This window comes from Streptomyces sp. NPDC050534 (assembly GCF_044457745.1).
In the GTDB taxonomy this organism is placed as follows: Bacteria; Actinomycetota; Actinomycetes; order Streptomycetales; family Streptomycetaceae; genus Streptomyces.
Window position 1 is genome coordinate 201,061 of the sequence record NZ_JBITHF010000008.1, and the last position, 22,267, is coordinate 223,327.

The 22,267-nt window shown below is 71.6% G+C and carries 23 protein-coding genes; 9 read left to right on the plus strand and 14 right to left on the minus strand.

The window, feature by feature from the left end; translation table 11 throughout:
- Positions 1-55: 55 nt before the first annotated feature.
- Positions 56-514, minus strand: a complete 459-nt coding sequence (locus ACIBN2_RS26270) for a MarR family winged helix-turn-helix transcriptional regulator (protein WP_399137742.1) — start codon at positions 512-514, stop codon at positions 56-58.
- Positions 511-1,116: a type 1 glutamine amidotransferase family protein gene (locus ACIBN2_RS26275; protein WP_399137744.1), complete on the minus strand. Its 606-nt coding sequence runs from the start codon at positions 1,114-1,116 to the stop codon at positions 511-513. Before ACIBN2_RS26275 ends, ACIBN2_RS26270 begins: the two co-directional genes overlap by 4 nt.
- Before the next feature lie 148 nt (positions 1,117-1,264).
- Here ACIBN2_RS26275 and ACIBN2_RS26280 point away from each other — a divergent pair, with 148 nt between their 5' ends.
- The 4 genes from ACIBN2_RS26280 (at position 1,265) to ACIBN2_RS26295 (ending at position 6,622) form a co-directional block, all read left to right on the plus strand.
- On the plus strand, positions 1,265-2,620 hold the full coding sequence (locus ACIBN2_RS26280; protein WP_399137745.1) for an aspartate aminotransferase family protein: 1,356 nt from the start codon (positions 1,265-1,267) through the stop codon (positions 2,618-2,620).
- A gap of 138 nt (positions 2,621-2,758) precedes the next feature.
- Complete coding sequence (locus ACIBN2_RS26285) at positions 2,759-3,460, plus strand: GntR family transcriptional regulator (RefSeq protein ID WP_399137746.1); 702 nt, start codon at positions 2,759-2,761, stop codon at positions 3,458-3,460.
- A complete protein-coding gene (locus ACIBN2_RS26290; protein ID WP_399137748.1) occupies positions 3,457-5,883 on the plus strand; it encodes a dolichyl-phosphate beta-glucosyltransferase in 2,427 nt (808 codons plus the stop codon). The genes ACIBN2_RS26285 and ACIBN2_RS26290 overlap by 4 nt, the downstream gene beginning before the upstream one ends.
- Before the next feature lie 88 nt (positions 5,884-5,971).
- Positions 5,972-6,622 (plus strand): hypothetical protein, encoded by a 651-nt coding sequence (locus tag ACIBN2_RS26295; RefSeq protein WP_399137750.1) that lies wholly within the window; start codon positions 5,972-5,974, stop codon positions 6,620-6,622.
- A 3-nt stretch (positions 6,623-6,625) separates the two neighbouring features.
- On the opposite strand, the gene ACIBN2_RS26300 is transcribed toward ACIBN2_RS26295, so the two are convergent.
- Positions 6,626-6,919, minus strand: coding sequence for a hypothetical protein (locus ACIBN2_RS26300; RefSeq protein WP_393867347.1), 294 nt, complete (start codon positions 6,917-6,919; stop codon positions 6,626-6,628).
- Between the two features lie 183 nt (positions 6,920-7,102).
- Between ACIBN2_RS26300 and ACIBN2_RS26305 the strand changes: the two genes are divergently transcribed.
- Positions 7,103-7,960 (plus strand): NAD(P)H-binding protein, encoded by an 858-nt coding sequence (locus ACIBN2_RS26305; protein ID WP_399137752.1) that lies wholly within the window; start codon positions 7,103-7,105, stop codon positions 7,958-7,960.
- Here the strand turns inward: ACIBN2_RS26305 and ACIBN2_RS26310 are convergent.
- The 5 genes from ACIBN2_RS26310 to ACIBN2_RS26330 all read right to left on the minus strand — a co-directional run bounded on the left by ACIBN2_RS26310 (position 7,957) and on the right by ACIBN2_RS26330 (position 11,698).
- The gene (locus tag ACIBN2_RS26310; RefSeq protein WP_399138230.1) at positions 7,957-8,814 is read right to left on the minus strand and encodes a sigma-70 family RNA polymerase sigma factor; all 858 of its coding nucleotides are present in this window, start codon (positions 8,812-8,814) and stop codon (positions 7,957-7,959) included. The two genes, ACIBN2_RS26305 and ACIBN2_RS26310, sit on opposite strands and share 4 nt — an antisense overlap.
- 24 nt (positions 8,815-8,838) lie before the next feature.
- On the minus strand, positions 8,839-10,656 hold the full coding sequence (locus tag ACIBN2_RS26315) for a bifunctional metallophosphatase/5'-nucleotidase (protein ID WP_399137754.1): 1,818 nt from the start codon (positions 10,654-10,656) through the stop codon (positions 8,839-8,841).
- 125 nt (positions 10,657-10,781) lie between these two features.
- Positions 10,782-10,997 carry a hypothetical protein gene (locus ACIBN2_RS26320; RefSeq protein ID WP_399137755.1) on the minus strand — a complete coding sequence of 72 codons (216 nt, stop codon included), beginning with the start codon at positions 10,995-10,997 and terminating at the stop codon, positions 10,782-10,784.
- A gap of 48 nt (positions 10,998-11,045) precedes the next feature.
- A complete protein-coding gene (locus tag ACIBN2_RS26325) occupies positions 11,046-11,354 on the minus strand; it encodes a hypothetical protein (RefSeq protein ID WP_399137756.1) in 309 nt (102 codons plus the stop codon).
- Complete coding sequence (locus ACIBN2_RS26330; RefSeq protein WP_399137757.1) at positions 11,354-11,698, minus strand: hypothetical protein; 345 nt, start codon at positions 11,696-11,698, stop codon at positions 11,354-11,356. The genes ACIBN2_RS26325 and ACIBN2_RS26330 overlap by 1 nt, the downstream gene beginning before the upstream one ends.
- Positions 11,699-11,880: 182 nt before the next feature.
- On the opposite strand from ACIBN2_RS26330, the gene ACIBN2_RS26335 reads away from it, so the two are divergent.
- Positions 11,881-12,150 (plus strand): winged helix-turn-helix domain-containing protein, encoded by a 270-nt coding sequence (locus tag ACIBN2_RS26335; RefSeq protein ID WP_399137759.1) that lies wholly within the window; start codon positions 11,881-11,883, stop codon positions 12,148-12,150.
- A 120-nt stretch (positions 12,151-12,270) separates the two neighbouring features.
- Here the strand turns inward: ACIBN2_RS26335 and ACIBN2_RS26340 are convergent, their stop codons facing one another.
- On the minus strand, positions 12,271-13,554 hold the full coding sequence (locus tag ACIBN2_RS26340; RefSeq protein ID WP_399137761.1) for an adenylosuccinate synthase: 1,284 nt from the start codon (positions 13,552-13,554) through the stop codon (positions 12,271-12,273).
- Between the two features lie 195 nt (positions 13,555-13,749).
- Between ACIBN2_RS26340 and ACIBN2_RS26345 the strand changes: the two genes are divergently transcribed.
- Complete coding sequence (locus ACIBN2_RS26345; protein ID WP_399137762.1) at positions 13,750-14,580, plus strand: diacylglycerol kinase family protein; 831 nt, start codon at positions 13,750-13,752, stop codon at positions 14,578-14,580.
- A gap of 81 nt (positions 14,581-14,661) precedes the next feature.
- Here the strand turns inward: ACIBN2_RS26345 and ACIBN2_RS26350 are convergent, their stop codons facing one another.
- Entirely contained in the window at positions 14,662-15,150 is a 489-nt protein-coding gene (locus ACIBN2_RS26350; protein ID WP_399137764.1) for a GbsR/MarR family transcriptional regulator, read from the minus strand.
- Positions 15,151-15,224: 74 nt separating this feature from the next.
- Between ACIBN2_RS26350 and ACIBN2_RS26355 the strand changes: the two genes are divergently transcribed.
- Positions 15,225-16,148, plus strand: coding sequence for an ATP-binding cassette domain-containing protein (locus ACIBN2_RS26355; RefSeq protein ID WP_399137765.1), 924 nt, complete (start codon positions 15,225-15,227; stop codon positions 16,146-16,148).
- Positions 16,145-17,749 (plus strand): ABC transporter permease, encoded by a 1,605-nt coding sequence (locus ACIBN2_RS26360; RefSeq protein WP_399137767.1) that lies wholly within the window; start codon positions 16,145-16,147, stop codon positions 17,747-17,749. The genes ACIBN2_RS26355 and ACIBN2_RS26360 overlap by 4 nt, the downstream gene beginning before the upstream one ends.
- Before the next feature lie 46 nt (positions 17,750-17,795).
- Here the strand turns inward: ACIBN2_RS26360 and ACIBN2_RS26365 are convergent, their stop codons facing one another.
- From ACIBN2_RS26365 to ACIBN2_RS26380, 4 genes are all read right to left on the minus strand, one after another.
- A complete protein-coding gene (locus ACIBN2_RS26365) occupies positions 17,796-18,998 on the minus strand; it encodes a cytochrome P450 (protein WP_399137769.1) in 1,203 nt (400 codons plus the stop codon).
- Positions 18,999-19,075: 77 nt separating this feature from the next.
- Complete coding sequence (locus ACIBN2_RS26370) at positions 19,076-19,741, minus strand: response regulator (protein ID WP_399137771.1); 666 nt, start codon at positions 19,739-19,741, stop codon at positions 19,076-19,078.
- On the minus strand, positions 19,738-21,105 hold the full coding sequence (locus ACIBN2_RS26375; RefSeq protein WP_399137773.1) for a histidine kinase: 1,368 nt from the start codon (positions 21,103-21,105) through the stop codon (positions 19,738-19,740). The genes ACIBN2_RS26370 and ACIBN2_RS26375 overlap by 4 nt, the downstream gene beginning before the upstream one ends.
- Before the next feature lie 117 nt (positions 21,106-21,222).
- Positions 21,223-22,107, minus strand: coding sequence for an alpha/beta hydrolase family protein (locus ACIBN2_RS26380; RefSeq protein ID WP_399137775.1), 885 nt, complete (start codon positions 22,105-22,107; stop codon positions 21,223-21,225).
- Positions 22,108-22,267 lie beyond the last annotated feature (160 nt).

The window sequence follows — 22,267 nt, forward strand, 5'->3', positions numbered from 1 at the left end:
TGTGCAACATGCCAACGATAGTGCGGGGGCCGGGGCGAGGTGGACGGAGCGGTGTCTACGGTTCCGTAACAGGGGGACCCAGCTCGTCCAGCACCTTCGACAGCCGTTCCAGCGCCTGTACCGCCTCGCTGAGTTCGGCCTCGCCGAACGCCTCCGCGAGCCGGTCGGCGAAGGCCGCGTGACCGGGATTGATGCGGTGGTTCGCCGCGCGCCCCTCCTCGGTCGGCGCGAGGAGCTTGGCGCGGCGGTGGGCGGGGTTGGGCCGGTACTCGGCGAGCCCGCGCTCCACCAGCAGGTCGGCGATGCGCTGCACGCTCTGCCGGGTGATCCCCATGGCACGGGCGATCCCGGCGACGGACAGCGGCTCGGCGAGCACCGCGCCGAGCACCTGCCACCAGGCGGCGGTGAGCCCGGCCGGCTTGGCCAACTCCTCCGCGACCGCCAGGAATTGGCCGTTGAGCCGGAAGACCCCGAGGGCGCTGCGGCTGAGCAGGTCCTGGCGCTGACGGCTCACCGGGCGCCGGACTGCTGGAGCACGGCGTAGGCCGCCGGGTCGGAGTCGTGGTACAGCCGGTACCAGGCGTCCAGCACCTCCCCCTCGTACACCCCGAGGAGCCCCAGCACCTCCCGGGCGAAGGCGACGGGCTCGGTGGGCCCGGCGGTCACCAGCGTCCCGTCGGTCACGGCGTCCGCGTCGACGTACAGCTCACCGCCCTTGTACCCGGTCGCCGCCAGGTAGAAGGAGACGGCGCTGGTGTGCCTGCGGTCGTCGAGCAGCCCCTCGCGGGCGAGCCCGGCGGTGGCGCCGCAGATCGCGGCGACGGGCACCCCGGCGTCGAGGAACTCCCGCGCCGTGCGGGCGAACGGCGCGAGATCGTCGCCCGCGTCCCACAGGTCGGCGCCCGGGAGGATCAGCAGGGAGCTGTCCTCGGGGCGCAGCTCGTCGAGCGCGAGATCGGGCCGCACGCTCAGGCCGCCGATGGAGCGGACGGGCTCCCGGCCCGCACCGACCGTCCGGATCGCGTACCCGCCCCGGGCGAGATACGCCGTCGCGTGGCCCGTCTCCCAGTCGGCGAGGGTGTCGTACACAGCGAGATGAACAGGTTTGGCGTTCATGACAGCATGTTGTCACTTCGACAGAATGCTGTCAATGTGATGAGATGCGCCGGCCGGCCCCGCTGTAGACAACCTGTCGCGGAAACCCCCGCACCGCAGACAGGAAGCCGATATCCCCGCCGCACCGCCCGCTCCTAGGCTCGCGACCATGACCCCTCATCCGAATCCCGAGGTCGGCGCCGCCGTGAAGGCCGCGGACCGTGCTCATGTGTTCCACTCCTGGTCCGCGCAGGAGCTCATCGACCCGCTCGCCGTCGCCGGCGCGGAGGGGTCGTACTTCTGGGACTACGACGGCAAGCGGTACCTGGACTTCACCAGCGGGCTCGTCTACACCAACATCGGCTACCAGCACCCGAAGGTCGTCGCCGCGATACAGGAGCAGGCCGCACACCTGACGACGTTCGCGCCCGCCTTCGCGATCGAGGCGCGCTCGGAGGCGGCCCGGCTGATCGCCGAGCGCACGCCCGGCGACCTGGACAAGATCTTCTTCACCAACGGCGGCGCGGACGCCGTCGAGCACGCGGTGCGGATGGCGCGGCTGCACACCGGGCGGCCCAAGGTGCTGTCGGCCTACCGCTCGTACCACGGCGGCACCCAGCAGGCGATCAACCTCACCGGCGATCCCCGGCGCTGGGCCTCCGACTCCGCCGCGGCCGGTGTCGTGCACTTCTGGGCGCCGTTCCTGTACCGCTCCCGGTTCTACGCCGAGACCGAGGAGCAGGAGTGCGCGCGGGCGCTGGAGCACCTGGAGACGACGATCGCCTTCGAGGGTCCCGGCACCGTCGCCGCGATCGTCCTGGAGACGATCCCGGGGACCGCCGGGATCATGGTCCCGCCGCCGGGCTATCTCGCCGGGGTCCGGGAGATCTGCGACAAGTACGGGATCGTCTTCGTGCTGGACGAGGTCATGGCCGGGTTCGGGCGGACCGGTGAGTGGTTCGCGGCCGGCCTGTCCGGCGTCGTACCGGACCTGATGACCTTCGCCAAGGGCGTCAACAGCGGATACGTGCCGCTGGGCGGTGTCGCCATCAGCGGCGAGATCGCCGAGACCTTCGCCCGGCGGCCCTACCCGGGCGGGCTCACCTACTCCGGGCACCCGCTCGCCTGCGCCGCCGCCGTCGCGACGATCCAGGTCATGGCGGAGGAGGACGTCGTCGGCCAGGCGAGGCGGCTCGGCGAGAGCGTGGTCGGACCCGCGCTGCGCGAGCTCGCCGAGCGGCACCCGAGCATCGGCGAGGTGCGCGGCGTCGGCATGTTCTGGGCGCTGGAGCTGGTGCGGAACAGGGAGACCCGCGAGCCGCTGGTGCCGTACAACGCGAGCGGCGAGGCGAACGCCCCGATGGCCGCCTTCGGCGCCGCCGCCAAGCGGCACGGCCTGTGGCCCTTCATCAACATGAACCGCACCCACGTCGTGCCCCCGTGCAACGTGAGCGAGGCGGAGTTGAAGGAGGGACTGGCGGCGCTCGACGCGGCGCTGGGCGTCGCGGACGAGTACACCCGGTAGCCGCTTGCGGCCGCTCAGGTGCCGCCGGGACCGCGCACAGCTACGCGGGTCAACAGGCGGAACCCGAACGCGTAAGGTGGCGTGCTCGTAGATAAGGACGTGCACGCCAACCGAACGCGACGAGGAGACGCCCGACCCATGCCCGGCAGCAGCGGAAACGGCGCCGTCACCCGCAGCACCCTGCGGCAGCAGATCGCCGACGCCCTCCGTGACGAGGTGCTGGCGGGACGGCTGCAACCAGGGCAGGAGTTCACGGTCAAGGAGATCGCCGAGCAGTACGGCGTCTCCGCGACCCCCGTGCGCGAGGCGCTCGTCGACCTCTCGGCGCAGGGCCTGCTCGACGCGGACCAGCACCGCGGCTTCCACGTCCACGAGTACTCGGTCGCCGACTACCGGGGCATCATCGAGGCCCGCAGCCTGGTCACCGACGGCATGTTCCACGCGCTCGAGGACGGCCAGCAGCGCTTCCGGCGGGTCGACGACGCGCGGACCGTCGCCGCGCTCGCCGGGGTGCGCCGCCGCGGCGAGGAGGCGCAGCGGGCCTCGCTCGCCGGCGACCTCACCGTGCTGATCGGCTACGACCTGCGCTACTGGCACGAGCTCGGCAACCTGTTCGGCAACCCCTACCTCGCCGACTTCCTGCACCGGCTGCGCGTGCAGTCCTGGGTGTGCGCGGTGCAGCATCTGCGCCGGCTGACCGACCTGCGCGGCGCCCTGTGGTCCGGCCACACCGATCTGGTCGACGCCCTGGCCGAGCGGGACACGAAGACGGCGCGGTCGATCGTCGCCCAGTACAACGCCCACTCGCTGGACCTCGTCGAACGGCTGGCGGAGGGATGACCGCCCCGGCCCCGGCCGTGGACCTGTCCGTCGTCATCCCCGCCTTCGACGAGGAGCAGCGGCTCGGACCCACCCTCGACGCCGTCACCGGCTATCTGGGCGAGAGCGAGGGCCGCTGGGGCGAGTGGGAGATCGTCGTCGCCGACGACGGTTCGACGGACGGCACCCGCGCACTGGTCACGGACCGCCGGGACCCCCGGCTCCGGCTCGTCACCAGCCCCCGCAACCGCGGCAAGGGCAGCGCCCTGCGCCTCGGCGTCGCCGCCTCCCGCGGCCGGCGCGTGCTGGTCACGGACGCCGACCTCGCCTCCCCGATCGAGGAGCTGGAGCGGCTCGACAAGGCGCTCAGCGAGGGGAACGCGGCGGCCGTCGGCTCACGCGCCCTGCCCGGCGCGACCATCGGGGACCGCCAGCACCCGCTGCGCGAACTGCTGGGCCGCGCCGGGAACCTGCTCATACGCCGGATCGCCGTGCCGGGGATACGCGACACCCAGTGCGGCTTCAAGCTCTTCGAGGGCGACCGCGCCCGCGAGGCGTTCGCCGCCTCGAGGATCGACGGCTACGGCATAGACGTCGAGGTGCTGCGCCACTTCCACCGCGCCGAGTGGCAGGTCGCCGAGGTCCCGGTCCGCTGGTCCCACCGGCCGGGCTCGAAGATACGGTCGCTCGACTACGTCCGCGTCCTCGCGGACCTCACCTGGCTGCGCGTCCGCGCGGCGCGCCCCGCCGACCTCGTCGCCGTCGTCATGTTCCTGCTGATGGCGGCGGCTCTCTACTCGGGCCGGCTGTTCGACCCGGACCACCGCTACCTCGCCGACTCCCTCCAGGACCAGAACCAGTGGGAGTGGTTCTTCGCGGTCACCGCCGACAACGTCGCGCACCTGCGCAACCCGCTCTTCTCCGACCTGCAGGGCTTCCCCGACGGCGTGAACCTCATGGCCAACACGGTCATGCTCGGCCTGTCCGTCCCCTTCGCCCCGCTCACCCTGCTCGCCGGCCCGGCCGTCTCCCTCGCCGTCGTGATGACGCTGGGCCTCGCCGCCACCGCGGCCGCCTGGTACTGGCTGATCGTGAAGCGGGTCGTGTCCAGGCGGGGACCGGCCTTCGCCGGCGCCTCGCTGGCCGCGTTCGCGCCGCCCATGGTCAGCCATGCCAACGCGCACCCCAACTTCGTGATCCTGTTCATGATCCCGCTGATCGTCGACCGCGCCCTGCGCCTGTGCACGGGTGCCCGCGTCGTGCGCGACGGGATCGTGCTCGGCCTCATGGCGGCGTACCAGGTCTTCCTCGGCGAGGAGCCGCTGCTGCTCGCGATGATCGGCATGGTGCTGTTCGCGGCCGCCTACGGCGCCGTGCGCAGGGATGTGGCCCGGCAGTCCTGGCGGCCGCTGCTGAACGGCCTGGCGATCGCTGCGGCCGTCTGCCTCCCGCTCGTGGTGGGGGCGCTGGCCTGGCAGTTCGCCGGCCCCCGGAGCTACGGGAGCGTGCTGCACGGCGACGACGCGGGCAACAGCCCGCTCGCCCTGCTCTCCTTCGCGGAGCGCTCCCTGATCGCGGGCGACGCGCACCGGGCGAACTCCCTCTCCCTCAACCCCACCGAGCAGAACGCGTTCTACGGCTGGCCGCTGGTCCTGCTCGCCTTCGGCATCGCCGTACGGTTGTGGGAACAGGCCCTGGTGAAGGCGCTGGCGGTCACCGCGGCCGGAGCGGCGCTGCTCTCCCTGGGCCCGAGGTTCCGCATCCCGATGACGGACCAGGTCTACCCGGGCCCCTGGGCCCCGCTCGCCAAGCTGCCGCTGTTCGAGTCGGTCATCGAGGGCCGGGTGGCGATGATCTGCGCCCCCGCGCTCGGCATGCTGCTCGCCGTGGCCATGGAGCGGCTGACGGCCACCAGCAGCCTGGGCGCCCAGTACCTGGGCCTGCTCGGTGTCTGCCTCGCCCTGCTCCCGCTGATCCCGGCCCCGCTGAAGGCGGTCGAACGCCCCGCGACTCCGGCCTTCTTCACCGACGGGGCCTGGAAGCCGTACGTCCGCGACGGCGAGTCCCTGGTACCGGTGCCGCTGCCCGACCCCGGCAGCGCGGAGGCCCTGCACTGGCAGCAGGAGGCCGGGCTCGGCTTCAAGCTCCCCGGCGGCTACTTCAACGGCCCCTGGGGCAAGAAGCGCATCGGCATCTACGGCGCCTCACCCCGCTACACCTCGCAGCTGCTGCGTGATGTCCGCTACACCGGCGTGATCCCCACGATCGGCGCGAACTGGCGGGCGCAGGCGAAGCGGGACTTCGCCTACTGGCGGGCAGGAGCGCTGGTGGTGACGCCGCAGCCGCACGACGACGCCCTGCGCAAGGCCGTCACCGAACTTGTCGGCCGTGACGGGAAGTGGGTGCACGGCGTGTGGGTATGGGACCTGCACCAGGGCTCCTGACCTGTTCGGAGGGGGGCCGTCCGACGCCGTACCGACTACTCTGCCCTGACGCCCCTGGCGCCGTATTCCGCTGTGTGAGGAGCCCTCTTTGGCCTGTGACCTGTGGCTGGTCCCACTCGTCGACGTGTTGTGCCACACCCCCGACAATCCGTTCGCCGAGGAACTCGCGCAGTACAACAGCGTGCTCGCCGCCGCCGGGCTGCCGCCGGTGCCGGTGTACCAGTACATGCCGGGCCTGTCCGGCGAGGTCGCGCCGGTGGCCGGCTTCGACTACGACGCGCTCCACTTCCTGCGCCGCGTCTATCTGCTCCAGATGTGCGGGCTGCCGGTGACGCCGGTCGACGAACTGGGCGGCGACTACGAGCAGTTGCTGGAGATGTTCGAGTCGACGGCGCAGCAGTCGCACCTCGTCTGGCACTACGACCACGCGGGTGCCTACGTCCCGGTCGACTTCCCGCAGCCGCTGGCGAACGACGAGCTCCTGGCCGGCGGCGGTCCGCTGGGCTCCGCGCAGGCACTGCTGCGCGAGCTGGAGTACATGGCCCCGTCGATCGGCATCGACCCCGCAAACCCCCCGGCGGCGCCCGAACCTCCGCGCGCCCCGACGGAGTTGGAGGAGCCGGCGGTGCCCGCCCCGTACGATCCCAGCCCCTTCGCCCGCGAGCGTCACGTGTGGCTCGGGCTGCACGCGGCGGCGACGCGGAGCCTGGCACAGGGGTCGATGATCGTCTTCAGCTGAGGGTCAGCGGCCCAGCTGCGACAGGCCCTTCTGCACGTCCTCCATGTTCATCACCGGGGTGTACGTGATCTCGGCGTCCAGGTTCTGGAAGAACGGCTCGCTGAGGACGGGCATCTGGGAGCTGTCCTGCATGTCGAAGAAGATGAAGGCGGTGCGCCGACCGTGCTCGGCGGTGAAGTAGGCCGCCTCGGGCTTGATCTGCTCCATCGACTCCTCGATCAGTTTCGTCAGCGTGCCGTTGTGGATGGCCTCGTTCGCCTTCCTCGTGTCCATGGACACCTTGAGCAGTACGCGCATCGCACTCACCTTCTCCTGGTCGCTGCACATACGAGTACAAGTTCACGGTATGCCCGCCATGCACGCATTGCCCTGTTGTGAGACGCAGCTACTCCCCGGGGAGGAGACGGGGTGCCTCCACCGGTGCGACGCGCCGTACGACCGGCGCGCGCAGGCTGGGAGCACCGAGGTGAGGAGAGGGCGATGATCCTGGTGACCGGGGCCACGGGGCACGTGGGCGGCGAGCTGGTGCGACGGCTGACGGCCGCGGGTGCGCCGGTGCGGGCGATGACCCGCCGCCCGGCCGAGGCGCGGCTGCCCGAGGGGGCGGAGGCGGTGTACGGGGACGCGGACGACCCGGCGAGCCTGACGGCGGCGTTCGCGGGGGCGGCCGGGGCGTTCCTGATGTCGGCGCAGGGGGTCGGCACGGCGCCCGGCCCCACCCACGACATCGCGCTCGCGCGGGCGGCGGCGGAGGCGGGGGTACGGCGGCTGGTGAAGCTGTCGGTGCTGGACGCGGGGGCGGGCACCGACGTGATCGCCCGCTGGCACGCCGAGGCGGAGTCGGCGGTGACGGACCCGTCACGGGACTGGGCGTGGACCCTGCTCCGCCCCGGCCGCTTCATGTCGAACGCCCTGCAGTGGGCGGGGCAGCTCCGTGCGGGCGACGAGGTCGCCGTCCCCTTCGCGGACCGCCCGGCGGCAAGCGTCGACCCGGCGGACCTGGCCGAACTCGCGGCCCGGGCCCTGACGACGGACGAACACGCGGGCGCGACGTATGAGCTGAGCGGCCCGCAGTCACTGACCCCGGCCGGGGAACTCGCGATCCTCGGCGAGGTCCTGGACCGCGACCTGCGCCTCCGCCCGGTCCCCTCCGAAGCCGCCCGAGCGGGCATGTCCCGGTACGGCTTCCCCCCGGAAGTCGTGGACGCGATCATGCGGCGCACCCTGGAATCCGACCGCGGCGCCGAGGTCCTGCCGACCCTGCCGAAGCTGCTGGGCCACCCGGCGCGGACCTTCGAGGACTGGGCGAGGGCGCACCGGGCGGAGTTCGCCGGCTAGCTCCAGGCCGCCAGCTCCAGCCCCCGCAGCCGTTCCGGTTCCGCGATCACGTCGATCCCGGTGATGAGGCCGGCATCGAAGGTGAAGCGGAGCACCACCCGCACCCGGCCCCGCTCCAGCATCGCCATGCCCACCTGCCCGTCGACCAGCACGACGTCCGCGAACCGCGCCCGGCCCATGGAGGCCATCGCGCCCTCGGCGACCGGGCGGGAGCCGGTGACGAGGATCGGTTCGGGGGTGGGGACGACCGCGCGGTCGGCGCGGAGGACCACGTCGGGGTGGAGGAGCGCGACCAGGGCGTCGAGGTCGCCGCCGCGCGTGGCGGCCAAGTAGGCGCCCACCACCTGGCGTTGGCGTACCGCATCGGCCTGCGGGAGCGGGGCGCCGCGCACCCGGCGGCGGGCGCGGCTGGCCAGCTGCCGCACCGCCGCCGGGTTCTTGTCCAGCAGCGGGGCGATCTCGTCGAAGGGCACGCCGAAACTGTCGTGCAGCACGAACGCGACCCTCTCGGCCGGCGAGAGCGTGTCGAGCACGACGAGCAGCGCGAGGCCGACCTGGTCCCCGAGGAGGGCCTCCTCCTCGGGGTCGACCGCGGCGGCGGGGACCGCTTCCGCGGCCCCGCCCTCCTCCAGCGGCTCCTCGCGCCGGTGCTCGCGCGAGCGCAGCATGTTCAGGCACACGCGCGCGACCACCGTCGTCAGCCAGCCCGCCGGGTTGCCGACGTCGGCCGTGTCGGCCCGGTCGACCCTCAACCAGGCTTCCTGCAACGCGTCGTCGGCCTCGGCGAGCGAACCGAGCATGCGGTACGCCACCGCCCGCAGCCGCGGACGATGCTCCTCGAAGATCTCCCCCATCACCGGGCCAGAGTAGGGCCTGTCCTAGAACACGGGCGTCCCGGCCTGGGTCAGCTTCCAGTTGGTGACCGCGAAGTCGGCCGGGTTCAGGGCGCCCTTGGCCGTCACGTAGTCGATCATCAGCTGGCGGATCTCGTTGGTGGAGCTGTAGGCGCTGTCGGCGGTGGCGATGTGCGGGTAGCCCGAACCGCCGTTCGCCCGGTAGTTGTTGACCGCCACGACGAAGACCTGGTCGTCCGCCACCGCCGCGCCGTTGTAGGTGAGGTTCTTGATCCGCGACCCCTCGGCCTGCGCGATGTCGATGTCGTACGAGACCCCGGCCGCGGTGTCGTACATGTAGTCCCAGAAGTTGTTGGCGTTGGTCAGCGTCGCGGTGTCGACCTTCGTGCCCGCCGGGACCTGGTGGTAGTACTTCGCCCCGTACTCCAGGTAGTCCTTGAGCTGGGCACCCGTCAGCTTCTTGCCGTACAGGGTGTTGTCGTAGATGTAGAGACCGGCGATGTCCTTGATGGTGACGCTTCCGGCCGGGATGTCGGCGGTGCGGCTGAAGGGCGCGGCGACCGAGATCAGCGGCAGCGCGGCGTCGGACGCCGAGAGCCCGGCCTTCACCGTGTCCATCTGGACCTGGTGGATGAAGTCCATGATCGGCACGTCCTTCCAGCAGGACTCCGCCGCCGAGAGGTCCTCGGTGCAGGTGCCCACGGGCGTGTTGACGTACTTCACCACCAGCTCGTGGTCGGCCTCCAGGAGCTTCTTGATCTCCGGGTCCTCGTCCACGGTGTTCGGGTTGAGGGTCTGCGCCGTCTTCTTGGTCACCTTCCAGCGCCCGTGGTGCAGTTCGAGCTCGAAGTCGAAGACGCTGAGCCGGTAGCCCCAGCAGTACGGCTCGGAGAGCAGGACGTCCTCGCCGCTCTCCGCGTTCTTCACGGTGTACGAGGGCACCTCGACGTGCGTGTGGCCGACCAGGATCGCGTCGATGCCGGGCACCTGCTCGGCGACGAGGTTGGAGGCGTTCTCCACGTACGGCAGCGCGTCGCCGTAGGAGGAGGAGCCGTCGAGGCCGGAGTGGTCGGTCAGGAAGACGACGTCACAGCCGAGCGCGCGCAGCCGCGGCACGTACTTCTTCGCCTGCTCGACCAGCCCGGGGAAGACCATCTTCCCGCTGACGTTGTCCTTGTCCCACAGGGCGATACCGGGGTTGGTGAGCCCGAGGATGCCGACCTTGATGTCGGGCGCGCCCGGCACACAGATCCGCTTCACGGTGTACGGGTGGAATGCGGGCCGCAGCGTCTTCGCGTCCAGCGCGTTGGCACCGAGCAGCGGGAAGCGGCACTGGCTCTCGAACTTCCTGAGCACCTCGATGCCGTAGTTGAACTCGTGGTTGCCGAGCGCGGCGGCGTCGTAGCGCATGTGGTTCATGGCGACGGCCATGGGGTGCTTGGGCCCCTTCTTGCCGTCCTTGCCGGTGATCGGGTCGACGCGCGCGAAGTAGTAGGCCAGCGAGGTCCCTTGGATGATGTCGCCGGCGTCGACGAGCAGGACGTGCTCCTCGCCCTTCGCCTCGCGCTGCTGCTTGACGAGGGTGGCGACGCGCGCGACCCCGACGGAGTTGCCCTTGCTGTCGGAGTAGGCCGCGTCCTTGTAGTAGTCCCAGTCGAAGACGTGGCTGTGCAGGTCGGTGGTGCCCAGGATGGAGAACGTCCAGGTCTTGGGGGCCTTCCCGGGCTTGCGGTCGGCGGCCTCGGCGGTACCGGCGCCGACCGCTCCCGCCGCGGCGACCGCCGCGCCGGTGACGGCCGACTTCTTCACGAACTCCCGGCGGTTCATGGGACTGACGGGCATACGGATCTCCTGGTGCTGGAGAGGCGGCAAGACGGACGTGGGAGCGGCGGCTACCCGCGTAGATCGTGCTCGCGCTTGACAGCACCGGTGAACCAGGGAATGACCATGTCCAGGTCAAGGATGAGTCAACCGACCACGCCGATGAGCCTGATCTCGGGCGGCCACAGCACCCCGTTCGCCATCAGCAGGGCAGGTCCGAGGTGCACCGGGCACACCAGCAGCGGCGGCAGATGATGCCGGACGACCTCGAAAACCGCGGGGTCGGAACAGTCCGTTTCGCCGGCCAGGTCGCCTTCACCGCCGTAGGGCCCCCGGCACCGTGCGTTCCGGTGGACACTCATACCTCCAGTGTCCACCGGGACGCCGCCGGCTGTTCCTCTGCGAGTCCTCTACGAGTCGGACAGCCGCAGACCCCGGGACTCGGCGACGCGCAGCGCGTCGGCCAGGCACTCGGCAAGGCGGAGACCGGCGTAGCGGACCTCGGTGTACGGGGAGACCGGGTCGTCCAGCACGGCGCCGGCGAGACCGAGCACGTCGGTGCCGGTGGCGAGTTGGGCGACCTCCAGGTCGTCGGCGAGCCGAGAGAGGTAGCGGCCGGCCTGGTCGGTGACCAGGTAGCAGGGCTTGCCCTCCGGGGAGGGCCAGGGCAGAAGCCGGGGGGAGAGGGCGGGCTCGGGTGTGCCGCTGACGGGCTCCATCAGGCGGCCACCTCCTGCGTGCCGACCAGGTGCCGGTCCAGGTCGATCCCGAAGTCGGCGGCGAGCACGAGGGCGAGACGACGGCGCTGCTGGAGAGCGGCTTGCTCGGCCTCCCGTTCGTGGGCGGCGACGTAGGGGCGGACGAGGACGGAGTCGGTGCCGTCGAGGGGGGCGTGGAGGCCGTAGGGGGAGCGGGGGCGCGGGAGGGAGACGGTGGGGTGAATGGGGGTGAGGTGGAGCCGGGGGAACGGGCTCCGGCGGGATCGCGGCTTACGGCGTTGCCCGGTGCCGGGGGCGAGAAGGAGGCGCAGCCACTGGAGGGCGCGCGGGATAAGGTCGGTCATGTCGACGCTCCTGGTAAGCGTTGGCCGTGCCCCGGGAGGTCTAGCCACCTCGCCGGGGTCCTGTCATTTCGACCATACCGCTAACTGCGTCCCCCTGCACCCCACTGAGTATTTCTGCGTCTCACCGCGTCGGAACGCGTTCCAGCCCTGCCGTGTGCGTGGGACTGCGGCACGGTGAAGACATGACCGAGCTTCCGCGCTACGAGTACGTGAAACTCGCCGACACCATCGAGGCGGACATCGCGTCCGGCAAGTTGCCGCAGGGGGCCGCCCTGCCCGGCGAACGCGCCATGACCGACCTGTACCGCGTCAGCATCGGCACCGTGCGTCGCGCCGTCGTAGAACTCCGCAAGCGAGGACTCGTCGCCACCCTGCCGGCCAAGGGCACGTACGTCATCGGGATGCCGGAGGCGCCCGAGGACTCCTCTGAGGAGAGCGAACCGAAAGCCTGAAGGCCGAACCTGGCCCGGCCTTTCACTGCGCAGCCCTGCGGGGCCGCCCCAAGTGGGGCGGCTCCGCAGTGAGGAGGCTCGGCCTTCACGCTGAAAGGCCGGCTCCCGCTGGTCGTTCTGTCAGAGGAACGAGTTGACCTCGATCGTCTCGTCCCGGCCCGGGCCCACGCCGATCGCGGAGATCGGGGCGCCGGACATCTCCTCCAGCGCCTTGACGTAGCTCTGGGCGTTCTTCGGCAGGTCGGAGAAGGACTTCGCCTTGGTGATGTCCTCGGACCAGCCCGGCAGGGTCTCGTAGACCGGCTTCGCGTGGTGGAAGTCCGTCTGCGAGTACGGCAGTTCCTCGACGCGCCTGCCGTCGATCTCGTACGCCACGCAGACCGGGATCTGCTCCCAGCCGGTCAGGACGTCGAGCTTGGTGAGGAAGAAGTCGGTCAGGCCGTTGACCCGGGTCGCGTAGCGGGCGATCACCGCGTCGAACCAGCCGCAGCGGCGGTCACGGCCGGTCGTCACGCCCCGTTCGCCGCCGATGCGGCGCAGCGCCTCGCCGTCCTCGTCGAAGAGCTCGGTCGGGAAGGGGCCCGAGCCGACGCGGGTCGTGTACGCCTTCAGGATGCCGATGACCCGGCTGATCTTCGTCGGGCCGACGCCGGCGCCGGTGCAGGCACCGCCCGCGGTGGGGTTCGACGAGGTCACGAACGGATACGTGCCGTGGTCGATGTCGAGGAGCGTGCCCTGGCCGCCCTCGAACAGCACCACCTTGTCCTGCTCCAGCGCCTGGTTGAGGACCAGGACCGTGTCCGCGACGTACGGCTGCAGCCGGTCCGCGTAGCCCAGCAGTTCCTCGACCACCTGGTCGACCGCGATCGCGCGGCGGTTGTAGAGCTTGGTGAGCATCTGGTTCTTGACGTCGAGGGCCGCCTCGACCTTCTGGGTGAGGATCGACTCGTCGTAGAGGTCCTGCACCCGGATGCCGACGCGGTTGATCTTGTCCGCGTAGGTCGGCCCGATGCCGCGGCCGGTGGTCCCGATCTTCCGCTTCCCGAGGAAGCGTTCCGTCACCTTGTCCACCGTGACGTTGTACGGCGTGATGATGTGAGCGTTACCGCTGATCAGGAGCTTGGACGTGTCGACGCCACGCTCGTTCAGCCCGTTCAGCTCGGAGAACAGGACCGACGGGTCGACGACGACTCCGTTGCCGATGACCGGGGTGCACCCCGGGGACAGGATTCCGGAAGGGAGCAGGTGAAGGGCGTACTTCTGATCGCCCACGACTACCGTGTGGCCGGCGTTGTTGCCGCCTTGGTAGCGCACCACATAGTCGACGGATCCGCCTAGCAGGTCCGTCGCCTTTCCCTTGCCTTCGTCACCCCACTGAGCACCGAGCAGCACAAGTGCGGGCACGCGCGTACACCCCTTCCGGGCGGGGCATGTCCAAGGTCAGGGGCGTACGCGTAGGGTTCACCGCCGCGTGCACCGCGGCCGTCGTTGGCCGCAAACCGTCGGACCGGATGCCCCGGAATAGACGAAGCCCCTGGCGCAATAGCGCAAGGGGCTCTTGCACAAAGATGCTACCCGAGGAAGCGAGGCAGGACCGAGGTGGCGACTTCTCCGACTTCCGAACAGCTGCTGGTGGTCATCGATCCGGTGGCCCGACGGACGGACGGGGAGTCGGTACGCATCGCGAAAGACGTGCTCAGCGCGGGTGCGCACACGAAGGTCTGTCTGCCGGAGGGGCCCGAGGAGTTCGCCCGGGCACTGGCCCGGCGCGGCTCGCGCCGGCCGGTGGTGGTGGGCGACGATCGCGCCCTGGTGCGCGCCGTCTCCCTGCTGCACCGGCAGCGGGAGCTGGCCGGATGTGCGCTGTCGGTGGTGCCGGTGGGCAGCGTGCTCTCCATGGCCCATGCCCTCGGGGTGCCGACGGGAGCGGTGGCGGCGGCGCGGGCGGTCCTCGACGGGGTCGAGCGGCGCCTGGATCTGCTGGTGGACGACAGCGACGGCGTGGTGCTCGGCGCGCTGCGCATCCCGCCGCCCGCCCGGCGGCTCCCGGCGCCGGAGGCGGGCCGTCCGTGGCTGCGTACGGCCCAGTCCCTCGTCCGCACCCTGGTGCCCGCCCGTGAGGCCCCGGTGCCCGCGCTCCGGCCCACGCGTCTCAGGGTGGAGGTCGACGGGGTGCTGCTGGTGGACCTGGACCAGCCGGTGGACGCGGTGTCGCTGACGCCGGGCGCCACGGGCCTGGCCGAGGTGGAGGTGCGGCCGGCCTCCGTGGGGGCGCAGGCCGCGATCCTGCGGGCGAAGGGCCGGACCGTGAGCGTGTCCGGAGCGGACTTCCGCTACCGGGCGGACGCGGGCGTGTGCGGGCCGGTACGACGGCGGACGTGGACGGTGCTGGAAGGGGCCTGGGGGCTCACGGTGCCGGATCCGGGGTGAGGGCGAGCCAGGTGCTCGCCGGAGCCGGGATGAGAACAGGCCCGGCTCCTGGCCGACGAACAGCTCCCGGCGGCTCGTTTCCTAGCCGCCGAACAGCTCCCGGCGGTGCTCCCGCCAGCGCTCCATCATGGCCGCGACCTCCCCCTCGACGAACTCGAAGAAGGCGAGTGTCTCGGCCATACGGCGTCCGGCAGGCGAGTCGGGACCGAGGCTGGCCACCCCTTCGCGCAGGGCGCCCTCCCAGCGCTTGATGATGGCCTCGCGGTTGGTCAGGGCCTCGTACCACTGGTCGCCGTGCACCCGGTAGCGCTCCCGGCGCGAGCCCGGTTCCCGCTCGCGCGAGACCATGTGCGTCATGGTCAGATAGCGCACCGCGCCGGACACCGCTGCGGGGCTGATCCGCAGCTGGTCGCTCAGCTCGGCGGAGGTCAGCACGCCCTCGTCGGAGGAGAGCAGCGCGGCGAACACCCGGGCGGGCATGCGCTGCATCCCGGCCTCGAGGAGCTGCGCGGCGAAACTCTCCACGAACTTCGAGACCGCCTCCGGGTCCCTCCCCGCGGCATCCGTCATGGCCACCACCCTAACCGGATTTCATACGCTTCCTTAACTTCACAAATTTCTGAAAGAAGCGTACGTTCTGAACCATGACGAAGGCAAACCCCGCCATCGAGGTATCCGGCCTGCACAAGTCGTTCGGCAGGACACACGCCCTGGACGGCCTCGATCTGGAGGTCGAGACCGGCGAGGTGCACGGCTTCCTCGGCCCGAACGGCTCCGGCAAGTCCACCACCATCCGCGTCCTGCTGGGCCTGCTGAGCGCGGACGCCGGCGCCGCGCGGGTGCTCGGGCGCGACCCGTGGCAGGACGCGGTCGAGGTGCACCGCCGGATCGCGTACGTCCCCGGAGACGTGACCCTGTGGCGCAACCTCTCCGGCGGCGAGGTCATCGACCTCTACGGCCGCCTGCGCGGAGGTCTCGACGCGGGGCGCCGCGCCGAGCTGACCGAGCGCTTCGAGCTGGACCCCGCCAAGAAGGGCCGCACCTACTCCAAGGGCAACCGGCAGAAGGTCGCCCTGGTCGCCGCGTTCGCCTCGGACGTGGACCTGCTGATCCTGGACGAACCCACATCGGGGCTGGACCCGCTGATGGAGGGGGTCTTCCAGCGCTGCGTGGAGGAGGAGCGCGAGCGCGGCCGGACCGTCCTGCTCTCCTCGCACATCCTCAGCGAGGTCGAGGAGCTCTGCGACCGGGTGAGCATCATCCGCAAGGGCCGGACGGTGGAGAGCGGCTCGCTGGCCGACCTGCGCCATCTGACCCGGACCAGCGTGAGCGCCGAACTGGTGGGCGCGCCCAACGGGTTGGCGCATCTGCCGGGCGTGCACGACCTCGACGTCCAGGGCAGACGGGTGCGGCTCCAGGTCGAGACGGACAAACTCGACGCCGTACTACGGCAGTTGAGCGAGTCCGGCGTACGGTCGCTCACCTCGACGCCGCCGACCCTGGAGGAGCTGTTCCTGCGGCACTACCAGGAGGACGAGCCGGCAGGGGCGGAGGTGGCGTCGCGATGACCGCCACATCGTTCGCGGTACGGAGCGGGGGCACGCGCCAACTGGCGGGCACCGGGATCCTGTTGCGGTTCGCCCTGCGCCGCGACCGGGTGCTGATCCCGGTCTGGGTCGCGGTCAACACGCTCATGGTGCTGTCCATGCCGAACACGCTGAAGGGCCTGTACGGCACCCCGGCCGAACGCACCGACCTGATCCACCAGGTGGCCACCAACGCCTCCTTCCGCGCCCTGATCGGCCCCGTCTTCGACACCTCGATCGGCGCGCTCACCGCCTGGCGCGTCGGCGTCTACGCGGGCGTGCTGGCCGCGGTGACGAGCCTCCTCGTCGTCGTACGGCACACCCGGGACGAGGAGGAGAGCGGCCGGCAGGAACTGGTGGCCTCCGGGATGGTGGGACGCAGGGCCTCCCTCACCGCGGCGCTGCTGGCGGCAGGGGTCGCCAACGCCGTGCTGGCGCTGCTGGTCACGGCCGGTCTGGCGGGCCAAGGCGGCACGGGGGCCCTCGCCCTGGGCCTGGGCCTCGCGGCCGTGGGCATGGTCTTCGCGACGACGGCGGCGATCGTCGCCCAGCTCACGGAGAGCGCGCGCCTGGCCCGGGGGCTGATTTCCGCGGTGCTCGGCGCGGCCTTCGTGCTGCGCGCGGCGGGCGACTCGGCGAGCGACGACGGCTCGTCGGTCCTGACCTGGCTGTCCCCGATCGGCTGGCTGGAGAACCTGCGGCCGTACGCCGGCGAACGCTGGTGGGTGCTGCTGCTGTTCGTGGCGGCCGTCGCGATCCAGGCCGCGGTGGCCTACGAGCTGGCGGGCCGCCGGGACGTGGGCATGAGCTTCCTGCCCACCCGCCCCGGACCGGCGACCGGCCGCCTCGGCACCGCGGGCGCGCTGGCCTGGCGGCTGCAGCGGGGCAGCGTGTTCGGCTGGGGCATCTCGTTCCTCGTCGTCGGCATCGTCTACGGCGGCCTCACGGACGGCGTGACCGATCTGGTCGGCGACAACGAGAACGCCCGGCAGATCTTCGAGCGGATGGGCGGCCAGAGCGGTCTGACGGACGCCTTCCTGGCCTCGATGGTCGGCATGATGGGCCTGATCGCGGCGCTGTACGTGGTCGGTTCGGTGCTGCGGCTGAACGGCGAGGAGACGTCCGGCCGCGCGGAACCGGTCCTGGCGAACGCGGTGGGCCGGCTGCGCTGGGCCGCGGGCCACCTGGTCATCGCGTTCGGCGGCTCCGTCCTCATCATGCTCCTGACCGGCCTCGGCTTCATCGTCGGCTACGGCAAGGAGGCCGGCGCCATTCTGGGGGCGTGCCTCGTCCAGCTCCCGGCGATCTGGGTCATCGGCGGGCTGGCGGTGCTGCTGTACGGGGTGCTGCCCCGGGCGGCGACGGCGGCCTGGGGTGTCGCGGGCGCGGTCCTCCTGATCGGCTGGGTCGGCCCCGCGCTGAACGCCCCCCAGGCGGTCCTGAACCTCTCCCCCTTCGGCCATCTGCCGAAGCTGCCGGGCGGGCAGCTGGAGTGGACTCCGGTGCTGATCCTGCTCGGGCTGTCGGTGGTCCTGGTGGGGGCGGGGCTGGCGGGGCTGCGGCGCCGGGACATGACCACCTGAGGGCGCGGGGCCGCCCGGGCCTCGGTCCGCTGCCTCGGACGACGCCTCAGGCAGTGACGGCGAGGCCCTCCAGCCCCCGGATCACGAAGTTCGGCTTCCTCGTCGGCTCTTCCGCAAGGCTCAGGGCGGGGGCCCGGTCGAGGAGGGCCGTCATGGAGGCCGCCAGTTCGATACGGGCCAGTGGGGCACCGATGCAGTAGTGGATGCCGGCGCTGAAGGAGATGTGGGGGTTGTCCTTGCGGGTGAGGTCGAGGGCCTCGGGGTCCGCGAAGACCTCGGGGTCGTGGTTCGCGGAGCCGAAGAGCATCGCGATCTCCGCGCCCCTCGGGATCGTCGTGCCGTCGATCTCGATCTCGTCCAGCACCCAGCGCTCGAAGAGCTGCAGCGGGGTGTCGTAACGCATCAACTCCTCGACGGCGGAGGGGATGAGGGAGTGGTCGGCGCGCAGGGCGGACAGCTGGGCGGGGTTGCGGAACAGGGCCCACCAGCCGTTGACGGTGGCGTTCACCGTCGCCTCGTGGCCGGCGTTCAGCAGCAGCACGCAGGTGGAGATCATCTCCTGCTCGGTGAGCCGGTCACCCTCGTCGTGGGCGGCGATGAGCCCGGAGACGAGGTCCTCTCCCGGCTCCTTGCGCCGCTCGGCGATCAGTTCGCGGAGGTAGTCGGAGAACTCGGCCGAGGCCCGCACGGCCTTGCGCGCCGTCTCCTGCGGGGGGTTCAGCTCGTACATCCCGCAGATGTCCGCCGACCAGGGCCGCAGCGGTGCCCGGTCGGCCTCGGGGATGCCCAGCATCTCGGCGATGACGGCCACGGGCAGCGGCTCGGCGACGTCGGTGAGCAGATCACCGCCGCCGGCCTCGACGAGCCGGTCCACGAGTCGCCCCGCCAGCTCCACCACGTACGGCTTGAGCTGCTCGACGGTCCGCGGCGTGAACGCCTTCGAGACGAGCCGCCGGATCCGGGTGTGGTCCGGCGGTTCCAGGTCGAGCATCCCGTGGTCGTTGAGGGTGTGGAACGGCTCGTGCTCCGCCGGCGGCGCGGTCCGCCCGAAGTCCTCGTGCGAGAAGCGGTGCTGATACGTCCGCCCGAGCCGGCGTTCCCTGAGCAGGGCCGACACGTCGGCGTGCCGCGGGACGAGCCACTGGTCGGTCGGCTCGTAGTAGTGCACCCGGCCCTTGGCACGCAGCTCGGCGTAGGCGGGGTAGGGGTCGGCCAGGAAGTCCGGGTCCCAGGGATCGAAGGCTGCCATGCGGGGACGCTAGCCCGGGGTACCCGGCTGTGACCAGGGGGGCCTCGGCCGGGTGCCGCCGCCGGCGACCTTTGTGATCATCCCGGTGTCACCAGCCGCGCCTCGTACGCGAACACCGCCGCCTGTGTGCGGTCCCTGAGGCCCAGCTTCACCAGGATGCGGCTGACATGGGTCTTGATCGTCGACTCGGCGACCACCAGCCGCCCGGCGATCTCCGAGTTCGACAGGCCCTGGGCGATGAGGATCAGGACCTCCGTCTCGCGTTCGGTCAGGTCGCCGTAGGCCGCCTGGGCGGCCGCCAGGTGGCGCGGTGCTTCCGACAGCTTGGAGAACTCGGTGATCAGCCGCTTCGTCACGGTGGGCGCGAGGAGCGCCTCGCCCGCGGCCACCACCCTGACGCCGTCGGCGAGTTGGCGGGCCGAGGCGTCCTTGAGCAGGAAGCCGGAGGCGCCCGCGCGCAGCGCCTGGTACACGTACTCGTCGAGGTCGAAGGTCGTGAGAACCAGGACCTTGGCCGTGGTGTCGGCCGCGACGATCTCCCTCGTCGCGTCGATGCCGTTGAGCTCGGGCATGCGGATGTCCATCAGGACGACGTCGGGGGCCAGTTCACGCACGCGGTCGACGGCCTCGCGCCCGTTGACCGCCTCGCCGACCACCTCGATGTCCGGCATCGCGTTCAGCAGGACCGAGAAGCCCTCGCGCACCATCATCTGGTCGTCCGCGATCAGGACACGGATGGTCATGCGTCACCGTCCCTGGTGTCGGCGACCGGCAGGAACACCGTCACCTCGTAGCCTCCCTCGCCGGTCCGGCCCGCCGTCATCTCGCCGCTGAGCATGGACACGCGCTCGCGCATGCCGGTGATGCCGTGACCGGCGCCCGGCGAGGGTTTCACCAGGCTCGGCTCGGGCGGCGGGCCGTTGACGACGCGCAGACCCAGGCCGCCGAGGACGTAGCCGATCTCGACGCGCGCGCCCGCGCCCGGCGCGTGCCGCAGGCTGTTGCTCAGCGCCTCCTGGACGATGCGGTACGCCGACAGCTCGACGCCCTGCGGGAGTTCACGCACCGCTCCGGTCACCGTCTTGTCGACGCTCAGGCCCGCCTCGCGCACGTTCGCGAGCAGCGCGTCCAGGTCGGCGAGGGTGGGCTGGGGGGCGTCCGGGGCCTCGTAGTCCTCGGCGCGGACGACGCCGAGGACGCGGCGCAGCTCGGTGAGCGCGGCCACCGCGTTCTCCCGGATGGTGGCGAAGGCGCGCTCCAGCTCCGGCGGCGGGTTCTCCACCCGGTAGGGGGCGGCCTCCGCCTGGATGGCGACGACGGACATGTGGTGCGCGACCACGTCGTGCAGCTCACGGGCGATCGTCGTGCGTTCCTCCAGGAGCGTGCGGCGGGACCGCTCGTGCGCGGTCACCGTCTGCTGCGCGCTCACCTCCTGCCTCGCGTCGCGCCGGATGTGCCAGACGGTGACGGCAAGCAGGACGACGGCCGAGACGAACAGCAGCTCCATCGTGTTCGGGCCGAAGTAGTGGCCACCTTCGAGGAGGCTCCCGACCACGAATCCGTAGACCCCTGTCAGCGCCCACATCCAGGCGGCGGTGCGCGGTCTGGTGCGTATGGCCACGATCGTGAGGACGAACAGCTGGCAGGCGAAGCTGCCGGGCGGCCAGGGCCACTGACCGTCCCAGTTGCCGTCGAGCACCGCGGCGACGGGGGTCGCGAGCATCGACAGCCAGAACGCGCCGACCGGCCGGACCATGGTCAGCAGGACCGGGACCAGCGCCAGCAGGCCGAGGGCCAGATTGACGCCCGCGCCGCGGAAGCCGCTCGTGGCGATGAGCATCGCGAGCAGGCCGGCCGCCGTGATCAGGATGTGCGGCGCCCAGGTCGCGTACTCGCGCATCCGGCCGGGCAGCCGCCGGGCGAGCCTGCCCTCGGCGCTCGCCCGGGGCAGCGGGCGGTAGGCGAAGGCGTCGTGGAACAGGTCCTGCCGCAGCCCGCCCAGGGCGTCCATGGCCGCCCGGAACTCCGGGCTGCGCGGCTTGTACGGCTCGAACGCGCCCTCCGGCGGCTCCGGCGGCGTCGACTGCGTCTGGCTGGTGTCGGTCACGGGAAAACGGTAGGCGCAGGCCGGGGTCCCGGGCGTCACCAGTGAGAATGGTCCTCCGGCCTCCCTCTCAGGTACTACGGCGGCCGAAGGCGATCCGCAAGGGCGCCGCGGAGAGCGTCACCAGGCCAGTTGGGCGATCTCCTCCGCGACCACCGCGCACGCGTCCGCCGCCGGGTCGATCAGGGGGAAGTGGCCGACCTCTTCGAGGAGGGTGAGGCCCACGACCTCGCCGGCCTTCGCGGCCGCGTCCGCGTAGGACTCGGCGACCGCCTGCGGGACGGTGAGGTCGCCGCGGCCCTGGACGAGGGTGGTCGCGATGCCGGTGGGGAGCAGGAGGGACGGGTCGGCGTACGGCCGGCGCTCGGCGAACTTCTCGTCGCCGCCCAGCAGTTGACGCGCGGCCCCGCCGCACACGTCGAGCTTGTCGGCGACCTCGAAGTCGCCGATCGGGGCGAGGGCGACGACCCCGCGCAGGGGCGCGGGCCGGCCGATGCGCCAGGGTGCGTCGTCGGGCAGCAGATGGCGGGCCGCCGCCCACAGCGCGAGATGGCCGCCGGCCGAGTGCCCGGTGATCACCATGCGGCGCGGATCGGCCTGCACCAGGCTCTCGCGCACCAGGCCGGGCAAGGCGTCCAGCGCGGCCGCGACGTCGTCGAAGGTCTCCGGCCACCGCCCCGCGACGGGACCGCTCCCGCCCTGCGCCGGGATCGCGCTCCCCCGCCGGTACTCCACGCTGGCCACGGCGAACCCGCGCCGGGCGAGGAAGTCCGCGAACGGGGAGATGTGCCTGCGGTCGTACGCCGCCCGCCAGGCGCCGCCGTGCAGCACGACGACGAGCGGGGCGAGGCTGCCCGGGACCGTCTCCACGCGCGGGACGTAGAAGTCGATCAGCTGGTCGGGGTGGTCCCCGTACGAGACGGTGGAGTCGGGGTCGACCGCCGGGTGCGCGAACGCCGACTCCTCTTCGGCGGCGGCCCGGGCTGCTGCGGCGTCGTCCGGCATGCTCCAACCTCTCAGCGACGTAACGTATTTGGCGGACCAAATGAGAAATCGGCCGTTGGCGGGGACGGTATCAGGCCCGTGACGTGCGGGGATACGGGGATGTCACGCTCGGTGAGGGGGAAACGGTTCTGTAACCGCGCAAGCCGGGCAGTTCCGAGGG